The organism is Variovorax sp. 01N429, assembly GCF_056399425.1.
Genome location: NZ_JBFTRG010000009.1, coordinates 13,376 through 34,614 on the forward strand (window position 1 = coordinate 13,376; position 21,239 = coordinate 34,614).

Here is a 21,239-nt window from a genome sequence, read left to right on the forward strand (position 1 = left end):
AGCATAGGAGATGCCGCTCACGGCGTCGAGTGTCATTCAGATTCAGTCACTCGCTCACTCATTCTGCGAACCGCGATGCGCCCACGCCGTGGTGTGCTTTTCAAGCGCGCTGAAGACCTCGTACATCCCCATCGCCATCGCACCCACCACCATCAGCCCCGCAAAGGCCAGTCCCATCTGCATCGATGATCCGGCGGAAATCAGCAGGTAGCCGATGCCTTCGTTCGCGGCCGTCATCTCCGAGACGGTGGTGCCGACGAAGGCCAGCGTGATCGCGACCTTGAGCGAACCGTAGAAATACGGCAGCGATCGCGGCAGGCCGATTTTCACCAGCACGTCCCAGCGCTTGGCGCCGAGCACGCGCAGCACGTCTTCAAGCTCGGGTTCAAGCGTCGCGAGGCCCGTCGCGATGTTGACCATGATCGGGAAGAAGCTGATGAGAAACGCCGTGAGGATCGCCGGCCCGATGCCGATGCCGAACCACACGACGAGGATCGGCACGAATGCCGCCTTGGGCAGTGCGTTGAAGGCCGTCATCAGCGGATAAACCGCCGCATACGCAATGCGCGAACTGCCGATCACGAAGCCCATCAACACGCCAACCGCGATGGCGATGCCGAAGCCCGCCATCGTGACCCAGAAGGTGCGCCACGCATGGGCCGCGATGATTTCCTTGAATTCCCAGAACTGCGTCCAGATGCGCCAGGGGCTCGGAAAGATGAATTCCGACACGCCAAAGCCTGAGCAGATGACCTGCCACAGCACGATGACGGCGACCAGCAGCAGCCAGGGCGACCAGCGTTCGATTTGCTTGTTGTTTTTCATGCTGTCTTGCCGGCTTTCACTGCGGGGCTGTGGCGGGCGCTTGAGCCGTCGCCGGGGTGGTGCTTCGGATCGCGCCGATGTGGCTGCGCAGTTCAAGCACGATGTCGGTGAACTCCTTGGTGTAGGTCAGTTCGAGTTCGCGCGGGCGGGGCAGGTCGATGTGGCGCTTCACGACGAATCTGCCGGGGCTCTTGCTCATCACGTACACGGTGTCGGCCAGAAACACCGATTCGCGCAGATCGTGCGTGACCAGAATCACGTTGAACTGCTGCTCCGTCCAGAGGTCGCGCAGGATGCACCAGAGCTCCTCCCGCGTGAAGGCGTCCAGCGCGCCGAAGGGCTCGTCAAGCAGCAGCATCTTGGGTTCGTGGATCAGCGCACGGCAGATGCTCGCGCGCTGCTGCATGCCGCCGGAGAGCTGCCACGGGAACTTGTCCTCATAGCCGCCAAGCCCGACCTTCTGAAGCAGCCGCCTTGCGCGCTCCGCGTATTCCTTGCGCCTGGCCTTGAAAGTCGAGCGGTAGGGTTCGACGATCTCGAGCGGCAGCAGCACGTTGTCCACGGTGGTCCGCCACGGCAGCAGCGATGGCGCCTGGAAGGCCATCCCCGAAATCTTGAGCGGGCCCGTGACAGGCGCGCCGTCGATGCGGATCTTGCCCATCGAGGGCATCTTGAGACCCGTCGTCAGCTTCATGAAGGTCGACTTGCCGCAGCCCGAGGGTCCGACGATGGCGATGAATTCACCGCGGTTGACCTTCAGGTCGATCGCCTCGACTGCGAAGTGATTGGCGCGCAGCAGCTCTTCGTTGTAGGCGAGCCAGACGTCCTGGAAATCGACGAAGGGCGTGACCAGGGGTGTGGTGTCCGCCCCCTTCATTGGCCCCTTCATTACTTGCGAAGAATGTTGAGATCGGTGGACGTGGGCAGCATCGAACCGTTCCACACCGCGTCGGGGTTCACGCGAGTCTTCGTGCCGAAAGCATCCGACACCTGCGAGGCCATCAACGCGAGACGGCCGGTATTGATTTGGCCAAAGCCCTCCGCACGTGCGTCCGGCGTGTTGACCACGGTGTCGATCGCGAGCTTGAGGCGGCGCGTTTCGAGTTCGCTGTTGACGATGCCGTCGCGGGCCTTGATGGATTCGATGGCCACGGCAGGATTGGCGATCACTTCCTTCGCGCCCTTCGTGAAGGCCACGAGGAAGGCTTTCACCGCGGCGGGGTTTTCCTTGATGAGCTTGGGCGACGCGATGATGGCGTTGCCGTAGAGCTTCACGCCGAAGTCGGGATAGGGGAGGATCACCACGTCCGCCGTCTTGGCGCCACGCGCTTCGAGGTTGAGCAGCGAGGTGAAGGTGAAGCCGGTGATGGCATCGATGTCGCCGCGCATCAACATGGTTTCGCGCAGCGTCGGGTCCATGGCGGTCCAGTTCACCGCGCCGATGTTGTTGGCCTTGGCGAAGATCGGGAAAGAGCGGCGGCCGGCATCGAACACCGGTGCGCCGAGCTTCTTGCCGGTGAGGTCGGCGGGCTTTGTGATGCCGCTCTTCTTGAGCGCCATGACCGAAGCCGGCGTGTTGTTGTAGACCATCATCACCGCGACGGGCTTGTTCGGGCTGTCAGGGTTGTTGGCATGAAACTCCATCAGCGCCGCCAAGTCGGCAAAGCCCATGTCATAGGCGCCCGAAGCCACGCGCGTGACCGCGCCGCCCGAGCCATTGCCGGCGTCGACAGTGACGTCGAGCCCGTTCGCCTTGAAGTAGCCCTTGGCCGCCGGATGCGTGAAGAAAGCGCCGGGTCCCTCGAAGCGCCAGTCGAGCTGGAACTTGATCGGTGTCGTCTCGGCATGGGCGACGCCCAGGCCGAAGCTGAGTGCCGAGGCGGCGAGGAAGGACTGAAGCAGTTGGCGCTTGTTCATGCAGAGATTCCGTGTTTTGGTGAATGCACGGAATTGAAGCAAAAACGATGCCTGCACGCACTTGGTGCGAACCCTTTCAGTGAGCCACGGCCAGCCAGACCGGTGGTTCCCTACGCTCCCGCCCGCCGGATAGCAGGCAGTACCAGTGCCTACCTGGACGAGTTCGCGTTCGCGACCGCGAGCGCCGTCATGTTGACCACGCGCCGCACGGTGGCCGAAGGTGTCAGGATGTGCGCCTGACCTTCGGCACCCATGAGGATCGGGCCGACCGTGACGCCGTTTCCGCCAGTCATCTTCAGGACGTTGAAGAGGATGTTGGCGGCGTCCAGGTTCGGGCAGATCAGCAGGTTGGCTTCGCCCGTCAGCGGGCTTTCGGGCAGGGCTTTGCGACGTACCTCTTCGGACAACGCGGCATCGCCGTGCATTTCGCCGTCGCATTCGATGTCGGGCGCCATCTTCGCGAACAGGTCGCGTGCCTGTCGCATCTTGCGGGCCGATCCGCGCTCGGAAGAGCCGAAGTTCGAGTGCGACAGGAATGCCACCTTGGGCGGCAGCCCGAAGCGGCGCACTTCCTCCGCGGCCATCAAGGCGATGTTTGCGAGCGTTTCGGCGCTTGGATCCTCATGCACGTTGGTGTCGGCGATGAACAGCGTGTACTTCTGCAGCGTGAGCGCATTCAGCGTCGCGAAGCCCGGTGCACCGCGCTTCAGACCGAGCACGTTGTGCAGGATTCGCAGGTGGCTGTCGAAGCGGCCGACGAGCCCGCACAGCATGGCGTCCGCATCGCCGAGGTGGACCATCAGCGATGCGATGGTCGTATTGGAGCGGCGCACCATGGCTTTCGATGCCTCCGGCGTGATGCCGCGGCGGCCCATGATCTTGTGATAAGCCTCCCAGTAGGTCCTGAAGCGCGGATCGTCTTCAGGATCCACGCAGTCGACGTCCGTACCCAGCTTGATGTGCAGGCCGGCCTTCTGGATGCGTGATTCGATGACCGCCGGGCGGCCCACGAGGATGGGCTTGGCAAGACCTTCGTCGACAGCCAACTGAGCGGCGCGCAGCACGCGGTCATCCTCACCTTCAGCAAAGGCGACGCGCTTGGCAACCGCGCACTTGGCCGCGGTGAACACGGGGCGCATGAACATGCCGGTCTGGTAGACGAAGCGTGTCAGGTGCTGGCGGTAGGTTTCCAGGTCTTCGATGGGGCGGGTAGCCACGCCGGAGGCTTGCGCGGCCTTGGCAACCGCCGGCGCAATGCGCAAAATCAGGCGCGAGTCGAAGGGCTTGGGGATGATGTAGTCGGCGCCGAAAGCGAGTTCTTGGCCGGCATAAGCCGTGGCGACTTCTTCGCTGATGTCCGCCTTGGTGAGTTCGGCAATCTCGCGCACGCAAGCCAGCTTCATTTCTTCCGTGATCTTGGTGGCGCCGCAGTCGAGTGCGCCACGGAAAATGTACGGAAAGCACAGCACGTTGTTGACCTGATTCGGATAGTCCGAGCGGCCGGTGGCGATGATGCAATCCGGCCGCACTTCCTTGGCAAGTTCGGGCCTGATTTCGGGCTCCGGATTGGCCAGCGCGAGGATGATCGGCTGGCTGCCCATGCTCTTGACCATGTCTTGCGAGACCACGCCGGGTGCCGAGCAGCCGAGGAACACGTCCGCACCCTTCATGACGTCCGCCAGCGTGCGGGCGCCGGTGTCTTTCTGCGCATAGCGCGTCTTCGAATCATCGAAGCCACCGGGCCGGCCGACGTAGATCAGGCCCTTGGAGTCGACAGCGTAGATGTTCTCGCGCTTGGCGCCGAGTCCCACCATGACGTCGAGGCACGCGATGGCGGCCGCGCCGGCGCCGGACACTGCAATCTTGACGTTCTCGATCTTCTTGCCGACAAGCTCGAGACCATTGATCAGCGCTGCGGCGGAGATGATGGCCGTGCCGTGCTGGTCGTCATGAAACACGGGGATGTTCATGCGCTCGCGCAGCTTTTTCTCGATGTAGAAGCACTCGGGCGCCTTGATGTCTTCAAGGTTGATGCCGCCCAGAGTGGGCTCGAGCGCGGCAATGATTTCGACGAGCTTGTCGGGGTCGTTTTCAGCAAGCTCGATGTCGAAGACGTCGATGCCCGCAAACTTCTTGAAGAGGCAGCCTTTGCCTTCCATGACGGGCTTGCTGGCGAGCGGGCCGATGTTGCCGAGTCCGAGCACGGCAGTGCCATTGGTGACGACGCCGACGAGATTGCCGCGAGAGGTGTATTCGGCCGCAAGCGACGGGTCGGCCTCGATGTCCAGACAGGGATAGGCGACACCAGGGGAGTAGGCCAGGGACAGGTCGCGTTGGTTCAGGAGAGGCTTGGTGGGCGATATCGAGATCTTGCCTCTGACGGGCGAGCGGTGATATTCGCGTGCTGCATCGCGCAGGGCCTCTTCGGCGGGGGAAAGTGCGTTGGCCATCGGGTGTCTCCTTGCTTCTTGGCTAAGAGAGAGGCTAACCCAAACTTTGGCTCGTGAGGGGGGAATGGGGGTGGTAGTTGCTCTGCTTTTTTTCTGGATTATTCATCTGTGGAACGAGGGGTGAGTTGGGGGGTGAGTGGGTTGTTGGTGAAGCGGGGTGGGCCTTTTTGGGGGGCGCCCGGTATGCGGTGTGAGCTGTGGCGACCCCGCTGTGCCGGTCCTTCGGACTTCCCTGCAGTGCTCGACTCAGGCGGGGTCCGCGTGAAACTCGCCTACGGCTCAAACACACGCGGCCCTGATCCGCCTGAGTCTGCGCGCTTCGGCGGCACAGAAGGGTCGCCACAGCCCACACCGCATACCGGGCTCAGTGGTTGTGCGGCTGATGCGCGCGTCTCGAACGTCCATGGCCTGCGCGCTGGTGACGGCGATGGCGGCGGACAAACTACCCCCAACCTACCAGCGGAGGCGGGTGGTGTGCCCTGGGCCGGCCGTTGAGGCACCGCCGAGCAGCGCAGCGGTACGCGGATCAGGGCTGCGCGTGTTTGAGCCGTAGGCGAGTTTCGCGCGGACCCCGCGTACCGTGAGCAGCGCAGGGAAGCCGCGCAGCGGCCGGTGACGTCGGCCGGCCCAGGGCACACCGCCCGCCTCCGCCACCCCCATCAAACTCTTCGAAGAGCCTCAAGAAGCCACGGCATGCTGCGCCATGGCCTCAAGCGCCCGCACCAGCGCTGAATGGTCTTCCTGCCCATGGCCGAGCGCCACACAAGCATTCATGAGCTGTGCCGCGCTGGCGGTCTGCGGAAGTGCCACGCCGATCGATCGCGCGCCTTGCAGGGCCAGGTTCAAGTCCTTCTGGTGCAGAGCGATCCGGAAACCAGGTGCGAAGGTTCGCTTGATCATTCGTTCGCCATGCACCTCCAGGATGCGTGAAGACGCGAAGCCGCCCATCAGCGCCTGCCGAACCTTGGCAGGATCGGCGCCGGCCTTCGACGCGAACACCAGTGCTTCGCCGACTGCCGCGATGTTGAGCGCCACGATGATTTGGTTGGCGACCTTGCACACCTGGCCATCGCCCACGCCGCCGACCAGCGTGATGTTCTTGCCCATCTTTTCGAGGAGGGGGCGGATGCGGCCAAAGCTTGCTTCGTCGCCGCCGCACATGATCGTGAGGCTCGCTGCCTTTGCGCCCACTTCGCCGCCGGAGACCGGTGCGTCGACATAGCCGCATCCAAGGTCGATGATCCGCCGGGCGAATCCCTTGGTTGCGATCGGATCGATGGAACTGCAATCGACCACGATCTTGCCTTTGGACAGGCCCGCCGCCACGCCGCCTTCGCCGAACAGCACCTTCTCCACGTCGGGAGTGTCCGGCACCATGATGAAGACGATATCGGCTTGCCGCGCGACTTCGGTCGCCGATGCGCAAACCATCGATCGCGAGGCGAAGGGCTCTGGCGTGGTGCCGCGCGTGTTCACACAAAGCTGATGACCCGCATCGAGCAGGTGAGCCGCCATGGGGGCTCCCATGATGCCGAGACCGATGAAGCCGATTTTCTGTGCGTTGCTGTTGGACATGTCTTGAAGATTCCTTGTGGCCTCATGGCCGTATTGCCTTGTGGGTCAGTGAGCGAGCGCCGAGCGCCATCCGAGGCCTTCGACGGTCGTGCCGCGCGGCTTGTATTCGCAACCGATCCAGCCGGAGTAGCCGAGCGAATCGATGTGATTGAAGAGCCACGGGTAGTTGATCTCGCCCGTTCCCGGCTCGCCTCGGCCGGGGTTGTCGGCCAGCTGGATGTGGCCGATGCGCGTGATGTTCTTGGTCAATGTGTTGCCGAGTTCGCCTTCCATCCGCTGCGCGTGATAGATGTCGTACTGCAGCAGCAGGTTGGGCGAGCCGACCTCTTCGATCAACGACAGGGCCTGGTCGGTTCGGGTCAGATAGAAGCCGGGAATGTCGAAGCTGTTGACGGGTTCGATCAGCAGCCGGATGCCCGCGCTCTGCAGTTCGTTCGCCGCGAAATCCAGGTTATCGACCACTATCTTGCGTGCGTCGGCGGACGTCAGGCCATCGGGCAACTTGCCGAGCAAGCAGTTGACCTGCGGGCATCCAAGCGCTGTCGCATAGTCGATGGCGCGTGCCACGCCTTCGCGAAACTCTCCGGTGCGATCGGGGTGGCAGCCGATGCCGCGTTCGCCGCCTTCCCAGTTGCCTGCTGGCAGGTTGTGCAACACCTGTTCGAGGCCGTTGGTGCGCAGTGCAGCGGCCAGTTCCTTTTTGTCGTAGGCGTATGGGAACAGGTATTCGACCGCCTTGAATCCCGCCTTGGCAGCGGCTTCGAAGCGCTGCATGAAAGGCAGCTCGTTGAACAGCATCGTCAGATTGGCTGCGAATTTGGGCATTGTCTTGTCTCCTCGGGAATCGGAAATGACCAGTCAGTCGAGCATCGAAGCGGCAATTGCCGTCGGTGCGTCTTCGCGGCTTTCGGCAAGTGCCTCGAACTCGTTGATGGCGTCGATCTCGGTGCCCATCGCGATGTTGGTCACCCGCTCGAGCATCACCTCGATCACCACCGGCACGCTGAACTCGGCCATCAGCTTCTCGGCTTGCTTGATTGCCGGCGTCATCTCTTCCTGCTTGTAGACGCGGATCGCCTTGCAGCCGAGGCCTTCGACCACCTTGAGATGGTCGACGCCGTAGCTGCGCTCGACGCCGCTGTCTTCTCCGGCATTGATGTTGTCGAAGCCCAGTTGCACGCAATAGTCCATCTCGAAGCCGCGCTGTGCCTGGCGGATCAATCCGAGGTAGGAGTTGTTGACCACGATGTGGATGTAAGGCAGCTTGAACTGCGCACCCACGGCGAGTTCTTCGATCATGAACTGGAAGTCGTAGTCGCCCGAGAGCGCAACGATCTTGCGGGCGGGGTCTGCCGCACGCACGCCCAGGGCGGCCGGAATGGTCCAGCCCAAGGGGCCGGCCTGGCCGCAGTTGATCCAGTGGCGCGGGTTGTAGACGTGCAGGAACTGCGCCGCCGCGATCTGCGAAAGGCCGATCGTGCTGACATAGCAGGTGTCGTGGCTGAAGTTGTTGTTCATGCACTGGTACACGCGCTGCGGCTTCATCGGCACATCCGCGAAGTTGGTCTTGCGCAGCATGGTCTTCTTGCGATCACGGCAGTCGCTGGCCCATTCGCCGCGGTCGGGCAGGCGGTCCTTGGCTTTCAATTCCTCGGCGACCTGCACGAAGAGTTCGAGCGCCGCCTTCGCGTCCGACACGATGCCGAAGTCGGGCGTGAACACGCGGCCGATCTGCGTGGGCTCGATGTCGACGTGAACGAAGGTGCGGCCCTTGGTGTAGACCTCGACCGAGCCCGTGTGACGATTGGCCCAGCGGTTGCCGATGCCGAGCACGAAATCGCTGGCGAGCATCGTCGCGTTGCCATAGCGGTGGCTCGTCTGAAGGCCGCACATGCCCGCCATGAGCGGATGGTCGTCCGGGAGCACGCCCCAGCCCATGAGCGTGGGGATCACCGGAACGCCGGTGGCTTCGGCGAAACGTACCAGCAGCTCGCTCGCATCGGCATTGATGATGCCGCCGCCCGCGACGATCAGCGGACGCTCTGCCGCATTCAGCATCCCGATCGCCTTCTCGATCTGGGCGCGCGTGGCAGCCGGCTTGTAAGGCTGCAATGGCGTGTAGGCTTCGATGTCGAATTCGATCTGCGCCATCTGCACGTCGAAAGGCAGATCGATGAGCACCGGGCCGGGTCGGCCCGAGCGCATCAGGTGAAAGGCCTGCTGGAAGACCTGCGGCACCTGGCCGGGCTCGCGCACCGTGACCGACCACTTGGTCACCGGCTTGGAGATCGATTCGATGTCCACCGCCTGGAAGTCTTCCTTGTAGAGCCTTGCGCGTGGCGCCTGCCCGGTGATGCAGAGGATCGGGATCGAATCCGCCCACGCGGAGTAGAGGCCGGTGATCATGTCCGTGCCCGCCGGGCCGGAGGTTCCGATGCATACGCCGATGTTGCCGGCCACGGCGCGCGTGTAGCCCTCCGCCATGTGCGAGGCACCCTCGACGTGGCGCGCCAGGATGTGCGCGATGCTGCCTTGCCTGCGCAGGGCCGAATACAGCGGGTTGATGGCGGCGCCGGGCACGCCGAAGGCTTGCGTCACGCCTTCTTTTTCCATCACGAGCACGGCGGCTTGGGCCGCGGTCATCTTTGTCATGTCTGTTCTCCTTGGGTGCTTGCACTTTAGGAATTCGAGGCATCCGGCAGAAGACGGCAGGGGGCCATAAAACCTATTCCAAGGCGGAATAACTGGCTACGATCCGCGAATGGACAGACTGCTTGCAATGGAGATGTTCGTGCGCGTGGTGGAGACCGGAAGCTTCTCCAAGGCGGCGCGCGAGTTCAATACGACCCAGCCGACCGTGACAAAGCAGATCGCGGCGACCGAGACCCGGCTGAAGGCGCGCTTGCTCAACCGCAATACGCGCGGCGTGAGCCTCACCGAGACCGGCGCGCTGTACTACGAGAAGTGCAAGGCGATCGTGCGCGACGCCGAGGAAGCGGAAAGCGTCGTCAAGTTGCGGCAGTCGCAGGCGCAAGGATTGCTGCGGATCGGCACTTCGACGGCCTTTGGTCGCCGCGTGATGGTGCCGCTTGCGCTCGAATTCATGGCGCGCCATCCGCAGGTGCAAGTCGATCTGAGCTTCGAGGACCGCTACGTCGACCTGGTTGCGCAGGGCATCGATGTGGCGATCCGCATGGGCAAGCTCGCCGATTCGTCCCTGGGTGCGCGGTTCCTCGGCATGAATCCATGGGTGATGGTCGCGGCGCCGGACTATCTGAAGGAGCACGGAATGCCGAAGAAGGCGCAGGACCTGAGCGCCCACGTGGCGTTGATCTACAGCAGTGTGGTGGGCGACGATGTCTGGCACCTGCACACGCCGAGGGGCGAGCCGGTCACGGTGCCAGTGTCAGGCCGGTTGCGCTCGAACAATGTGTCGGCAGTGCTGGCCGCCGCGCGTGCGGGGCTGGGCATCGCGCTGATGCCGCGTTATGTGGCGAGCGACTCACTTGCCACGGGGCACGTTGTCGAAGTGCTCGCCGACCACGCCTTGGCCGAGCAGGAAATCCACGCGGTGTTTCCCTCGCCCAAGCTCGTGCCGGGGAAGGTGTCGAGCTTTGTGGCTTTCCTGCAGGGGCGTTTTGGGGAGAGGTGGTGGACCAGCGGCTGACGCGATGCGTCAATGTGCCTGCGACGCGACCGGAAGATCCGGCAGCACATTCAGAATCCGCAAGGTCTGCTGCACCACCTGGCTGAACACCGGCGCGGCCACGAGCCCGCCGAAGTACTTGCCCGCGCTGGGTTCGTCGATCATCACCGCGACGATGACGCGTGGCTTGTCGATCGGCGACATGCCGGTGTACCAGGCGCGGTACTTGTTGCTGGCGTAGCCCTTGCCCACCTGTTTGTGGGCGGTGCCGGTCTTGCCGCCGACCGAATAGCCTTCGGTCTGCGCGAGTGGCGCGGTGCCTCCGGGCGCGGCGGCCATGTGCATCATCTTGCGCACCTGGCTTGCGACCAGTGATGAGAACACCGGCACGCCGACCGGCGGTTCGTCGGACTTGAGCATCGTGATCGGAATGACCTTGCCGCCATTGGCGAACGCCGTGTAGGCATGGGCGATCTGAAAGAGCGAGGCCGACAACCCGTAGCCATAGGACATGGTCGCCTGCTCGATGGGCCGCCACGACTTGTAAGGCCGCAGGCGCCCGGTCACTGCGCCGGGGAATACCGTTTGCGGCTTTTGCCCGAATCCGAGCGAGGTGAACGAATCCCACATTTCCTTGGGCGTCATGCGCTGCGAAATCTTGGTCGCACCGACGTTGCTCGATTTCTGGATCACGCCTTCGACTGTCAGGACGCCGAAGTTCTCGTCGTCGTGGATGGTCGCGCCAGACACGGTGATCCGGCCCGGATTGGTGTCGATGATCGTCTGCGGCGTGACGCGGCCGAGTTGCAGCGCCGTGGCGACGGTGATGGGCTTCATCGTCGAGCCGGGTTCGAACACGTCGGTCATCGCGCGATTGCGCAGCTGCTCGCCGTTGAGGCTGTGCCGGTCGTTGGGGTCGAAGCTCGGGTAGTTGGCCATCGCGAGCAGTTCGCCGGTGTTGGCGTCGACCACGACGGCGCTGCCTGCTCTGGCCTTGTTCGCGGTCACGGCGTCGCGCAGCTTTTCGTAGGCGACCGCCTGGATCCGGTCGTCCAGGCTGAGCTGAATGTCATGGCCTTCGATGGGCGGCACCTGTTCGCCGACGTCCTCGACCACTGCGCCCAGGCGGTTCTTGATCACGCGGCGCGAGCCGGACTTGCCGGCAAGTTGCTTGTCGAAGGCGAGCTCAACGCCTTCCTGGCCGACATCCTCGATATTGGTAAAGCCCGCCACATGCGCCGCAGCTTCGCCCTCGGGGTATTGGCGCTTGTACTCCCGCCGCTGGTAGATGCCTTTGATGTCGAGCCCTGCAATCTGCTTGGCGACGGTGTCGTCCACTTGGCGCTTGAGCCAGACGAAGCTCTTGTCGTCCGCGTTCAGCTTGCGCGTGAGTTCGGCCAGTGGAATTCCGAGCAGCTCGGCCAGTTTCTTCATCTTCGGCTGCGTGGCTGGATCGGCGGGGTCGACGTCTTCGGGAATCGCCCAGATGCTGGGCGCCGGAATGTCGGACGCCAGGATGACTCCGTTGCGGTCCAGAATGCGGCCGCGATTGGCGGGCAGTTCAAGCGTCCGGGCGAAGCGCACTTCACCCTGGTGCTGGAAGAACTCGTTGCCGATCACTTCCACGTAGAACGCGCGCGCGGCCAGTACGAGAAAGCCGAAAGCGATCGCGGCCACGATCAGTTTGCTGCGCCAGACGGGGGTTTTGCTCGCGAGGAGGGGACTGGTTGCGTATTGGACGCTGCGTCCGGTTCGATTCATTGACGGTGGATTCCGATGGGTGCCGATGGGTTCTGACGTTGCGCGCGAAATGCTCAGGGTTTCAGGGGAGGCCCGTTCTCATCGTCCTCTTCGCTCTTCGACGACGCGAAAAGATCCCACGCCGCCATGAACAGCGCCGCAATCACGGGTCCGATCACGAAGCCGTTGATGCCAAAGATCGAAAGGCCGCCGATGGTGGACATCAGCACGATGTAGTCGGGCATCTGAGTGTCCTTGCCCACGAGCACCGGTCGCAGGATGTTGTCGACCAGGCCGATCACGAAGACGCCGATGAAGATCAATCCCAATGCCTTGGCAATCGCTCCGACGGCGAGGAAGTAGATGGCGACCGGCGCCCAGATCAGCGCGGCGCCGACTGCCGGCAGCAAAGAAAGGAAGGCCATCAGCGCGCCCCAGAGCAAGGCGCCCTGCACGCCCAGGAACGAAAAAGCGACACCGCCGATGAGGCCCTGGGCTGCGGCGACGGCGACGTTGCCCTTGATCGTTGCGCGGATGACCGTCGTGAATTTGTTGAGCAGATAGTGCGTGTGGGGCTTTGCAAGCGGCAGCGAGCCGCGCACGGTCTTCGACAGGTCGCTGCCGTCGCGCAGCATGAAGAAGAGCAGATAGAGCATCAGGCCGAAGCTCACGACGAATTCGAAGGTGTTCTGTCCGACGGCGAGCGCGTTCGTCGCGATCGTCTGGCTCCCCTTCATGGCGGAATCGGAAATGCGGCTGAAGAGGCCTTCGACGTTGTTCAGCCCGAAGCGGTCGAGAAGGTCGAGCGCCCAGCGCGGCAATGCGCCCACCACCTGCTGGAAATAGCTGCTGAACTTGATGTCGCCGGAGCGGACCTTGACCGAGACGATCGACACCTCCTGCACAAGGGACGCCGTGACGGCCGCGAGCGGAATGATGACGATGACCATCGCCATCAACAGCGTGGTGAGCGCCGCGAGATTGCGCCGGCCGTGCATTTTCTTGACGAGCCGCTTGTAGACGGGCGTGAAGAGAATCGCCAGGGCGATGCTCCACATGACGGCACCGGCGAAGGGGAGGAGGATCCAGCCGAAGGCAATCGTGACGATCGCCAGCAGGAAGAGAAAGGTGCCGCGCTGGAGGTCTGGGGTGTTCATAGGCGGGGTTTAAGTCTACCCCCAGGCTGCGCGCACTTCGTGTCGCTTCGCCAACCCCCTGAAGGGGGCAACACCAGCGGCCTGGCAAAGCCAGTTCCGCGGTGTTCCTGTTGCTCGCCCCCAGACACCCCCTACCGGGGGCAACACCGGCGGCCCGGCGAAGCCGGTTCCGCGGTGTTCACCGAACTTCGGGTCGTTGGCGGGAGGGGCGGGGGAGGGCTATGGGGGCCAGGGTGGCGCGGAGGCGCTCGTCGGCGGAGGGGTCGGCGGGGGTTTCGACTTGCAGGGCTTCTTCTACGTTGCCGATGTGGTCGAGCATCAGTTGGCGGGCGCGGGGGGTGTCGCCGGCTTCGAGGGCGGCGACGATGGCTGCGTGTTCGGCGCACGATTGGGCGGCTTCGTGCTTTGACTGGAAGAGGGTCGCGGCCAGGGTGGTTCGGGCGGTGAGATCGCGGAGGACATCGCAGAGGAGGCGGTGGCCCATCTGGTCGGCCAGGCAGACGTGGAAGTCGGCGAGGAGGAAGGCGCGGGTGGCGGCGTCGGCACCGGCGATGGCGCGCTTTTCGTCGGCAATGTGCTCGCGCAGTTTGCGAATGACTTTCGACAGAGGGCGGCCCGCTTCGCCGAGGATGCCGGATTCGACGATACGGCGTGCGGCAAAGGCGTCTCGCGCCTCTTCGGCGGAGGGTTCGACGACAAACCACCCTCTGCGCGATTGGACCTCCACGAAACCCCGCGCCTGCAACTGCATCAACGCCTCGCGCACCATGGTGCGGCTGACGCCGAAGTTTTCCGCCAGCGCCTGCTCGCCGAGACGATCGCCGGGCGCGAGCTTTTGCGCGAGGATGGCTTCGACGACGCGCTCGGCGATCGTGGTGGGTGTGACGTCGGCCATTTTTGTTCAGTGTGCCGGCTGGACGATGCCGGGCGCTTCGGGAGATTGGGGCACGAGCGGTTCGGCCAGCGGCTCGTCCTCGAGCGAGTGCGTGCCGTTGAGCACCGCATGGGCGCGCTCGCGGTCGATGTCTCCTTCCCACGCGGCAATCGCCACGGTCGCGACGCAGTTGCCCACCAGATTGCCGAGCGCGCGTGCGATCCCCATGAACCAGTCGACCGACAGCACCAGCACCAGTCCGATGGCGGGAATCGCCGGAATCGCGTGCAACGTGGCCGCCAGTACGACGATCGCGGAACCCGGCACGCCGTGCGCGCCCTTGGACGTGACCAGCGCAATCGCGAGGATCGTCAGCAGGTCGGACATCGAAATCGGCGTGTTGGTTGCTTGCGCAATGAAGACTGCGGCCAGCGTGATGTAGATCGAGAAGGCGTCGAGATTGAACGAATAGCCGGTCGGGATCACCAGGCCGACGGTCGAGTCGCGAATGCCCATGTTGCGCAGCTTGGCCATGATCTGCGGCAGCACGCTGTCTGACGAGGTGGTCGCGAAGACGATGGTGAGTTCTTCACGCAGGTAGCGCAGCAGCTTGAGAAGGCTGAACCCCGACAGGCGCATCACGGTCCCGAGCACGACAAAGACGAAGATCAGCACCGAGACGTAGAACAGCGCGACCAGCATGCCGAGCTGCTTGAGCGAGCCGATGCCGTACTGTCCGACCGTGAAGGCTATAGCGCCCAGCACGCCCAGCGGCGCCAGCTTGATGATGATGCCCATGATCTTGAACAACACCAGCGAGAGGGCATCGACCACGGCAGAGACCGGCCTGCCGCGTTCGCCGAGCAGCGAAAGCGCGCAGCCGAAGAGCACCGCGAAGAGCAGCACCTGGAGCACGTCGCCCGTCGCGAAGGCGTTGACCACCGTTGTCGGGATCAGCTTCATGATGAACTCGACCGTGCCGCCGCTGGTGAGCTTGTCGGCTGTGGAGGTGTAGGCGCTCATGGCCGCGGCGTCGAGCTTGGACGGGTCGACATTCATGCCGACGCCCGGCTTGAATATGAAGGCCAGCAGCAGCCCCAGCCCGAGCGCGATGGTCGTCAGCACTTCAAAGTAGACGAGCGCCTTGACGCCGACGCGTCCCACGCGCTTCAGGTCGCCCGCACCGGAGATGCCGTGCACCACGACACAGAACACCAGCACGGGGATGATCATCTTGATCAGCTTGATGAAGCCGTCGCCCAAGGGCTTGAGCTTGACGGCGAAGTCAGGAAAGAAGAGTCCCGCCACGACGCCGAGTACCAGCGCAATGACGACCTGACCGAAGAGGGATTTGGCGAAGCGGGGCATGGAAGGTCTCCCAGGGTGGGTAGGTTTGCATGCAAGGCGTCCGCTGTCTTGCATACAAGCAATGTAGGCAAGATTTGAGATTTTGGTTTGCGGGTATTCCCGGGTCCTGCAGCTGCTTCAAACCGGTTGTTCTAGGTAAATAAATGCGCAAACAAGCCAATAGATGCGCAAACAGCCTCCTAGGGACGGAAGGGCATATTCGCCAGCTTCATGGCGTGCAGGGGAGGGGCGGCGGGGTGTCGCGTGCTGCAAACGGACCGCCTGAAGCCACCCTCTGGAGCGGAAACGAACAGCCGCTTCGGAGCAAGCTGTACAGCCGTTCAGGGCCCTGAAGCGGCTGTACAGATTTCTCCGAAGCGGTCCTCCAGATGGAGGCAACGACTTTGACCCATGCGTGCGAACTGTGGGCAATCTTGAGCAACGTAAATCAGCCCCCACTACTGGCAACCCGCGCGCTGAGGGTCAGCTCGCGGTGTCGAGCGACATCAGGAACTGACCCCCGCATTGACTCATCCGGTCTGCTACCAGATGAGCTCAGCTCCAAGCCTCACGTAATGTGCTACCTGCTGGATGGTCCAGCCGGAGCACCCCAACGTGACGAGGCGAGTGAGCATGTCAACACGCAAGGAGCTAATCGACGTTGTCGGTGCCCGGTATCGATCGAGTCCCAGGGCAGAGCGGGGCTCGATCCTCGATGAGTTTGCGGCGATCACCGGCTACCACCGCAAGCATGTGATCCGCCTGCTGTCGAAGCCAGCTGAGCCGCCGAAGCAGCGCAATCCCCATGCCCGGTATGGCGCAGACGTACGCGACGCTCTGGGTGCCCTCTGGGAGGTCTCCGACCGCATTTGTTCGAAGCGGCTGAAGGTGATGATCTCGGCATTGCTTCCGGCGATGGTTCGACACGGCAGGATCAGCGACTCTCCGACGCTGCGCGACTTGCCGGCCCTTCGACCGTTGCTGCGTGCGACCATTTCCGCGACGCTTGCGAACGAAATTCAACGACGAGGAATTCGTGCGCGCGAAGCACTGTACGGCATGTGGCGGATCCCTGTGGTTCAGCCCACAGTGCCTGGACGACGACTCGCGCCCTCAGCCCTCACGCTGTATGAAGTCCACAAAGGCCCTCAACGGCGCGGGCAGCAGCCGGCGGCCGGGGTAGTAGAGGAAGGGGCCAGAGAAACGCAGCCACCAAGGCTCCAGGATCGGCTCGAGGGCGCCGCTGTCGAGATGGGGCCGCAGCCAGTCCTCGAACAGGTAGATCACACCGGCACCGGCGATGGCCGCATCGACCGAGAGATCGGCGGCCGAGCCGATCCGAACGATCAATTGGCCGGTCACGTCGATGCGCAGGGCTTCGCCATCGCGCTCGAACTCCCAAGGGGGCATCGACCCGCTGGCGAAGCGCCCGCGCAGGCAGGCGTGGCCGAGCAGGTCGCGCGGATGCTCTGGCCTGCCGCGGCGGTCCAAGTACGAAGGCGCTGCGGCCACCGCGAAACGCTGCACGCGCGGGCCAATCGGCACCGCGACCATGTCTTGTTCGAGCCGCTCGTCGTAGCGAATACCGGCATCGCAACCAGCGGCCAGCACATCGACGAAACCGTCCTCCGCGATCACCTCCAGCGAGATCCCCGGATAAGCGGCCAGAAACGGCGGCACGATCGACGGAAGCACGAGTCGCGCGGCGCTGATCGGCACATTGAGCTTGAGCGTGCCCGCCGGCCGGTCGCGAAAGCCGTTCACCACATCGAGCGCCGCCTCGACCTCGGTGAGCGCAGGCCGCAGCCGCTCGAGCAGGCATTCGCCAGCTTCCGTCGGTCGCACGCTGCGCGTCGTGCGATGCAGCAGACGTACCCCGAGCTGCGTTTCCAGCCGGCGCACCGCCTCGCTCAAGCTCGAAGCGCTCCCACCGCTCAGGCGCGCCCCGTCCCGAAAGCCCTTGGCGCCCGCCACCGCCACGAAGGCGTTGAGATCTCCGAGATCGACTTTCATTGTTCTGAATCCTGCACAGCCCGTGCCGATTATCAGGGCTTATCAAGCACGAGCTCGCTGCCTAGACTGGCTTCACGACACCTTCTTCGTCGACACGACATCCAGGAAAGCCATCATGCCCAGCACGCAGACCCGCAGCACTTTCACCCTCGGCGATCGCACCGTCCATCGGCTCGGCTACGGCGCCATGCAGCTCGCCGGCCCCGGCGTGTTCGGCCCGCCCAAGGATCGCGAGGCGGCACTGGCCGTGCTGCGCGAAGCGGTTGCCAGCGGCGTCGATCACATCGATACCAGCGACTTCTACGGCCCGCACATCACCAACCAGCTCATCCGCGAGGCGCTCTCGCCCTACGCGAAGGACCTCGTCATCGTCACCAAGATCGGCGCGAAACGCTCCGAAACGGGCGACTGGCTGCCGGCGTTCTCTGCCGCCGAGCTCACGCAGGCGGTGCACGACAACCTGCGCAACCTCGGGGTGGACGTGCTGGAGGTGGTGAACCTGCGCATCATGTTCGATGTGCACGGCCCGGCCGAAGGATCGATCGAGGCGCCGCTGGCGGCGCTGGCCGATCTGCAGCACCAAGGGCTCGTGCGCCACATCGGCCTGAGCAACGTCACCTCCGCACAGGTCGCACAGGGACGCAGCATCTGCCGTATCGCCTGCGTGCAGAACCAGTACAACCTCGTGCATCGCAACGACGACGCGCTGATTGATGACCTAGCGCGCGACGGCATTCCGTACGTTCCCTTCTTCCCGCTGGGCGGCTTCACGCCGCTGCAGTCCTCCGGGCTTTTCGAGGTCGCGCAGCGCCTGGGCGCCACGCCGATGCAGGTGGCGCTGGCCTGGCTCCTGCGCCGCTCACCCAACATCCTGCTGATTCCCGGCACCGGGTCGGTCGCGCACCTGCGCGAGAACCTGGCAGCAGCGAAGCTGGAGTTGCCTGCCGACGTAATGGAAGCCTTGGACCGTGTGGCTGCGGCCAGGGCCGGATGACTCTGGGTGCCTCGAACTGTTGATTTCCATGGAATCCTGACCCCCCGGGGGTCAGTTTGTCGTGTCGCCTGACACGCGGCGGTCGTCTGCGGCCGGCGGGGTGGGAGAACCAGACGCTGACTCCGGGACTGCTGCCCAGGCCCGTAAGTGTGGGCGCAACACCCTCTTGACGGTCTGATCGATGGCGATCAGATGTCGAGCATTTGGCGTAGATGCGGAATGGCACGCGCCACGAATGGCCGTCGCCGGTGTCGAGCCACGCGCGCATCCCTGTCGCAACGGGCAGAAAGTTGATGCCAACAATATCGGAGCCCATCCATCGAAAGCAGTGAGGCCTATATGCCCACGGATGATGTGCGCCGTGCCACTCGCGGCTAGGAAGTTCTTGCGTGATGCTTGCTGTGAGGCAACGCGGGTGCTCTGCTCTAGGCCTTGATTTCGGTGGACAGGATAGGGGCGCCAAGAATCAAGAAGACGTCGCCTTCGGTGGTGCGCTCGAGGGCGAGGATCGGGAATACGCGCTTGAGGTCGGCATGCTTCGCCCAGGATCCCGGCCCGCGCTCTCCATTCGGTGCCGCCGAGATGGCCGCAAACCTCGAGCTCCAGCCTCGACCGCCGCGATTGCCCGACGGCGCCCGGCATACCCCACCGGCACGGTGTGTCCACTTTCCTCGAACTCCTTGACGTCGTAGCAGTTCGCTCGCAGGTACGCACTAGGAAGGGCATGGTCGCGTACCCTCTGTCCCGGTTCGGACCACAGTTGCATCATGACGTCGCCCGCCACGTTGAATGAGTCCCACGAGTTCATGATCGACGCATGGGGCTTGAAGCCGATCGAGTTGAGAAATTCAGTCAGAGTCATCGCGTTCGCTGGTTGCATGTCCGCTTTGGGCGCATCTGCGGCAGCGCCGAGGGTCCGGTTGTGGCCGCATTCTGCCGGACGCACCCCTCTCGGTTTTAGATGTGGGCGCTCTTGGAACGATGCTTTCGGTGCTCGCACACGCTGGACAGAATGCTGTCCTATGACCACAGCAGACCCTACCGCCAAATTCGACCATTCGCGAGCCGCAGAGTACGAGACACAAAGCCGCATTGCACTCGCCGGCTACGACGCCTGCCACGACCTTTCTGCATGCCTCTTGTCGGCGTCTCTCGGGTCCGAGCCAAAGCACATTTTGGTCGCCGGAGCCGGAGGGACTGGTCAGGAATTCCTCACGATGGGCAAACTGGAATCTCAGTGGACCTTCGTTGCGGTGGACCCGTCCGTCCCGATGCTTGAGCAAGCGATGGGACGCGTGGAGCGAGCGGGTCTTTCGAATCGGGTCGAGCGGTTCAGCGGCGCGATGGACGCTCTGCCCATGTCGCGCCAGTTCGATGCCGCAACACTCATCGGGGTCTTACACCATGTTCCGAGCGATGAAGGGAAGGATAGGCTTCTGCGCGACCTGGCCGCGCATCTCCATCCTGGCGCACCGCTTATCGTCGCGTGCAATCGTTGCGCCTATGAATCGCAGCCCTTGTTTCTGGAGGCATGGGCCCGGCGCTGGCGCATGGCCGGCGCAAGTGAGGAAGAGGTTGCTGCAAAGCTTGCCAAGATTCGCCTGGGTGCCGTCCCCCCGGCCTCCGAGGCCGAAGTGGAGGCGAAGCTTGCTACATCAGGATTTGACCGCCCGCTTCGGTTCTTCTCAAGCCTTTTCTGGAGCGCATGGATTGCCTTCAAGTGCACCTAATCGGTACACGAAGCTGCCTGAGGTAGGCGTGCCGGAACGTCGGGTTGTGGCCGCATTCTGCCTGTCGCTACGGCCGGCAAGCGGCGTAGATGAAGCAGTCACGGGGCTGAGCTGAGATGTTCGGATGGACCGTGTGGCGGGCGAGCCGCCCCTCCAATAGAAAGCCGCTTTTCTCCAACGCCCGGGCGGACGGGCGGTTGTCGACATCGCAGGTCGCTTCAACGCGAAACACCGCTGGCAGATGAAGCGCCAGGGCTGTAAGCGCCTGAATGGCTTCAACCATCAAGCCTTGGCCCCAGTGCTGGCGTGCGAGCACATACCCAATATTGACAATTTGGGCGCTTGGACGAGCTTCGAGCATGCCGATGAGTTCGCCGCTCGACTTCAGGGTGATGATGTACGGGTAAGCCGAGCCGGCGTTCCACTGAGCAACGCAGCCAGTGATGAAATCGCAGGTGGCCTCCAACGAGGCATGCGGTTGCCAAACCATGTACCGCGCGACGTCCGCATCTTGGGTGTACGAGGCGAACATTCCCTCAGCGTCTGAGAGTTTCGGAGCGCGCAGCGCGAGGCGCGGGGTCTCAATGAAGCCGGGAAATGCCGGGGAGGTCTGGTCCATGAGAGGTTACGTCGGAAGGTCTGGTTGTTGACGACTGCCGTCCATCATGGGAGTAACGCTTCATGCACCGTCGAGCGTCGGGGCATGACACGCGACGCACAGCTTGTTCCCGTCCGGGTCGCGAAAGTACGCGCCGTAGTAGTTGTCGTGGTACTGCGGGCGAAGGCCTGGCGGCCCCTCACAGGTTCCGCCATGGTCCAACGCGGTTTGGTAGGACGCTCGGACGGCCTCCCTGGAGGACCATTTGCCCGTTTCCAGGGTGGTGCAACTGTCCGTCGTAGGGCTTGCAGATAACGAAGAAGGGGCGCGCCCCGTCGGTGCTGTGCCAGCCGGCCTATGGCTTCTCGCGGAC

The 21,239-nt window shown here is 63.6% G+C and carries 16 protein-coding genes and 1 pseudogene; 3 read left to right on the forward strand and 14 right to left on the reverse strand.

Annotated elements, in window-relative coordinates; all coding sequences use genetic code 11:
• Positions 1-54 precede the first annotated feature (54 nt).
• From AC1DSF_RS17025 to gcl, 7 genes are all read right to left on the reverse strand, one after another.
• The gene (locus AC1DSF_RS17025) at positions 55-825 is read right to left on the reverse strand and encodes an ABC transporter permease (RefSeq protein WP_478125624.1); all 771 of its coding nucleotides are present in this window, start codon (positions 823-825) and stop codon (positions 55-57) included.
• A 16-nt stretch (positions 826-841) separates the two neighbouring features.
• Complete coding sequence (locus AC1DSF_RS17030; protein ID WP_478125625.1) at positions 842-1,702, reverse strand: ABC transporter ATP-binding protein; 861 nt, start codon at positions 1,700-1,702, stop codon at positions 842-844.
• Positions 1,703-1,713: 11 nt separating this feature from the next.
• Positions 1,714-2,742 carry an ABC transporter substrate-binding protein gene (locus AC1DSF_RS17035; RefSeq protein WP_478125626.1) on the reverse strand — a complete coding sequence of 343 codons (1,029 nt, stop codon included), beginning with the start codon at positions 2,740-2,742 and terminating at the stop codon, positions 1,714-1,716.
• A 149-nt stretch (positions 2,743-2,891) separates the two neighbouring features.
• Positions 2,892-5,192, reverse strand: coding sequence for an NADP-dependent malic enzyme (locus AC1DSF_RS17040; protein WP_478125627.1), 2,301 nt, complete (start codon positions 5,190-5,192; stop codon positions 2,892-2,894).
• A 678-nt stretch (positions 5,193-5,870) separates the two neighbouring features.
• Positions 5,871-6,767, reverse strand: coding sequence for a 2-hydroxy-3-oxopropionate reductase (locus AC1DSF_RS17045; protein ID WP_478183163.1), 897 nt, complete (start codon positions 6,765-6,767; stop codon positions 5,871-5,873).
• A 45-nt stretch (positions 6,768-6,812) separates the two neighbouring features.
• Positions 6,813-7,592, reverse strand: coding sequence for a hydroxypyruvate isomerase (gene hyi, locus AC1DSF_RS17050; protein ID WP_478125629.1), 780 nt, complete (start codon positions 7,590-7,592; stop codon positions 6,813-6,815).
• A gap of 33 nt (positions 7,593-7,625) precedes the next feature.
• Positions 7,626-9,419: a glyoxylate carboligase gene (gcl, locus tag AC1DSF_RS17055; protein ID WP_478125630.1), complete on the reverse strand. Its 1,794-nt coding sequence runs from the start codon at positions 9,417-9,419 to the stop codon at positions 7,626-7,628.
• Positions 9,420-9,528: 109 nt separating this feature from the next.
• Between gcl and AC1DSF_RS17060 the strand changes: the two genes are divergently transcribed.
• Positions 9,529-10,434 (forward strand): LysR family transcriptional regulator, encoded by a 906-nt coding sequence (locus tag AC1DSF_RS17060; RefSeq protein WP_478125631.1) that lies wholly within the window; start codon positions 9,529-9,531, stop codon positions 10,432-10,434.
• 9 nt (positions 10,435-10,443) lie between these two features.
• Here the strand turns inward: AC1DSF_RS17060 and AC1DSF_RS17065 are convergent, their stop codons facing one another.
• The 5 genes from AC1DSF_RS17065 to AC1DSF_RS17085 form a co-directional block, all read right to left on the reverse strand.
• A complete protein-coding gene (locus tag AC1DSF_RS17065; protein WP_478125632.1) occupies positions 10,444-12,174 on the reverse strand; it encodes a peptidoglycan D,D-transpeptidase FtsI family protein in 1,731 nt (576 codons plus the stop codon).
• Between the two features lie 53 nt (positions 12,175-12,227).
• Positions 12,228-13,310: an AI-2E family transporter gene (locus tag AC1DSF_RS17070; RefSeq protein WP_478125633.1), complete on the reverse strand. Its 1,083-nt coding sequence runs from the start codon at positions 13,308-13,310 to the stop codon at positions 12,228-12,230.
• A gap of 178 nt (positions 13,311-13,488) precedes the next feature.
• On the reverse strand, positions 13,489-14,205 hold the full coding sequence (locus AC1DSF_RS17075) for a GntR family transcriptional regulator (RefSeq protein ID WP_478125634.1): 717 nt from the start codon (positions 14,203-14,205) through the stop codon (positions 13,489-13,491).
• Between the two features lie 6 nt (positions 14,206-14,211).
• Positions 14,212-15,552, reverse strand: a complete 1,341-nt coding sequence (locus AC1DSF_RS17080; protein WP_478125635.1) for a C4-dicarboxylate transporter DctA — start codon at positions 15,550-15,552, stop codon at positions 14,212-14,214.
• A 1,092-nt stretch (positions 15,553-16,644) separates the two neighbouring features.
• Complete coding sequence (locus tag AC1DSF_RS17085; RefSeq protein WP_478125636.1) at positions 16,645-17,544, reverse strand: LysR substrate-binding domain-containing protein; 900 nt, start codon at positions 17,542-17,544, stop codon at positions 16,645-16,647.
• A 115-nt stretch (positions 17,545-17,659) separates the two neighbouring features.
• On the opposite strand from AC1DSF_RS17085, the gene AC1DSF_RS17090 reads away from it, so the two are divergent.
• Entirely contained in the window at positions 17,660-18,538 is an 879-nt protein-coding gene (locus AC1DSF_RS17090; protein ID WP_478125637.1) for an aldo/keto reductase family oxidoreductase, read from the forward strand.
• Between the two features lie 1,022 nt (positions 18,539-19,560).
• Complete coding sequence (locus tag AC1DSF_RS17095; RefSeq protein ID WP_478125638.1) at positions 19,561-20,268, forward strand: class I SAM-dependent methyltransferase; 708 nt, start codon at positions 19,561-19,563, stop codon at positions 20,266-20,268.
• Between the two features lie 67 nt (positions 20,269-20,335).
• Here the strand turns inward: AC1DSF_RS17095 and AC1DSF_RS17100 are convergent, their stop codons facing one another.
• Together AC1DSF_RS17100 and AC1DSF_RS17105 are read right to left on the reverse strand one after the other, a co-directional pair.
• The gene (locus AC1DSF_RS17100) at positions 20,336-20,887 is read right to left on the reverse strand and encodes a GNAT family N-acetyltransferase (protein WP_478125639.1); all 552 of its coding nucleotides are present in this window, start codon (positions 20,885-20,887) and stop codon (positions 20,336-20,338) included.
• 60 nt (positions 20,888-20,947) lie between these two features.
• Positions 20,948-21,221, reverse strand: a pseudogene (locus tag AC1DSF_RS17105) (VOC family protein); the annotation flags it as partial.
• Positions 21,222-21,239 lie beyond the last annotated feature (18 nt).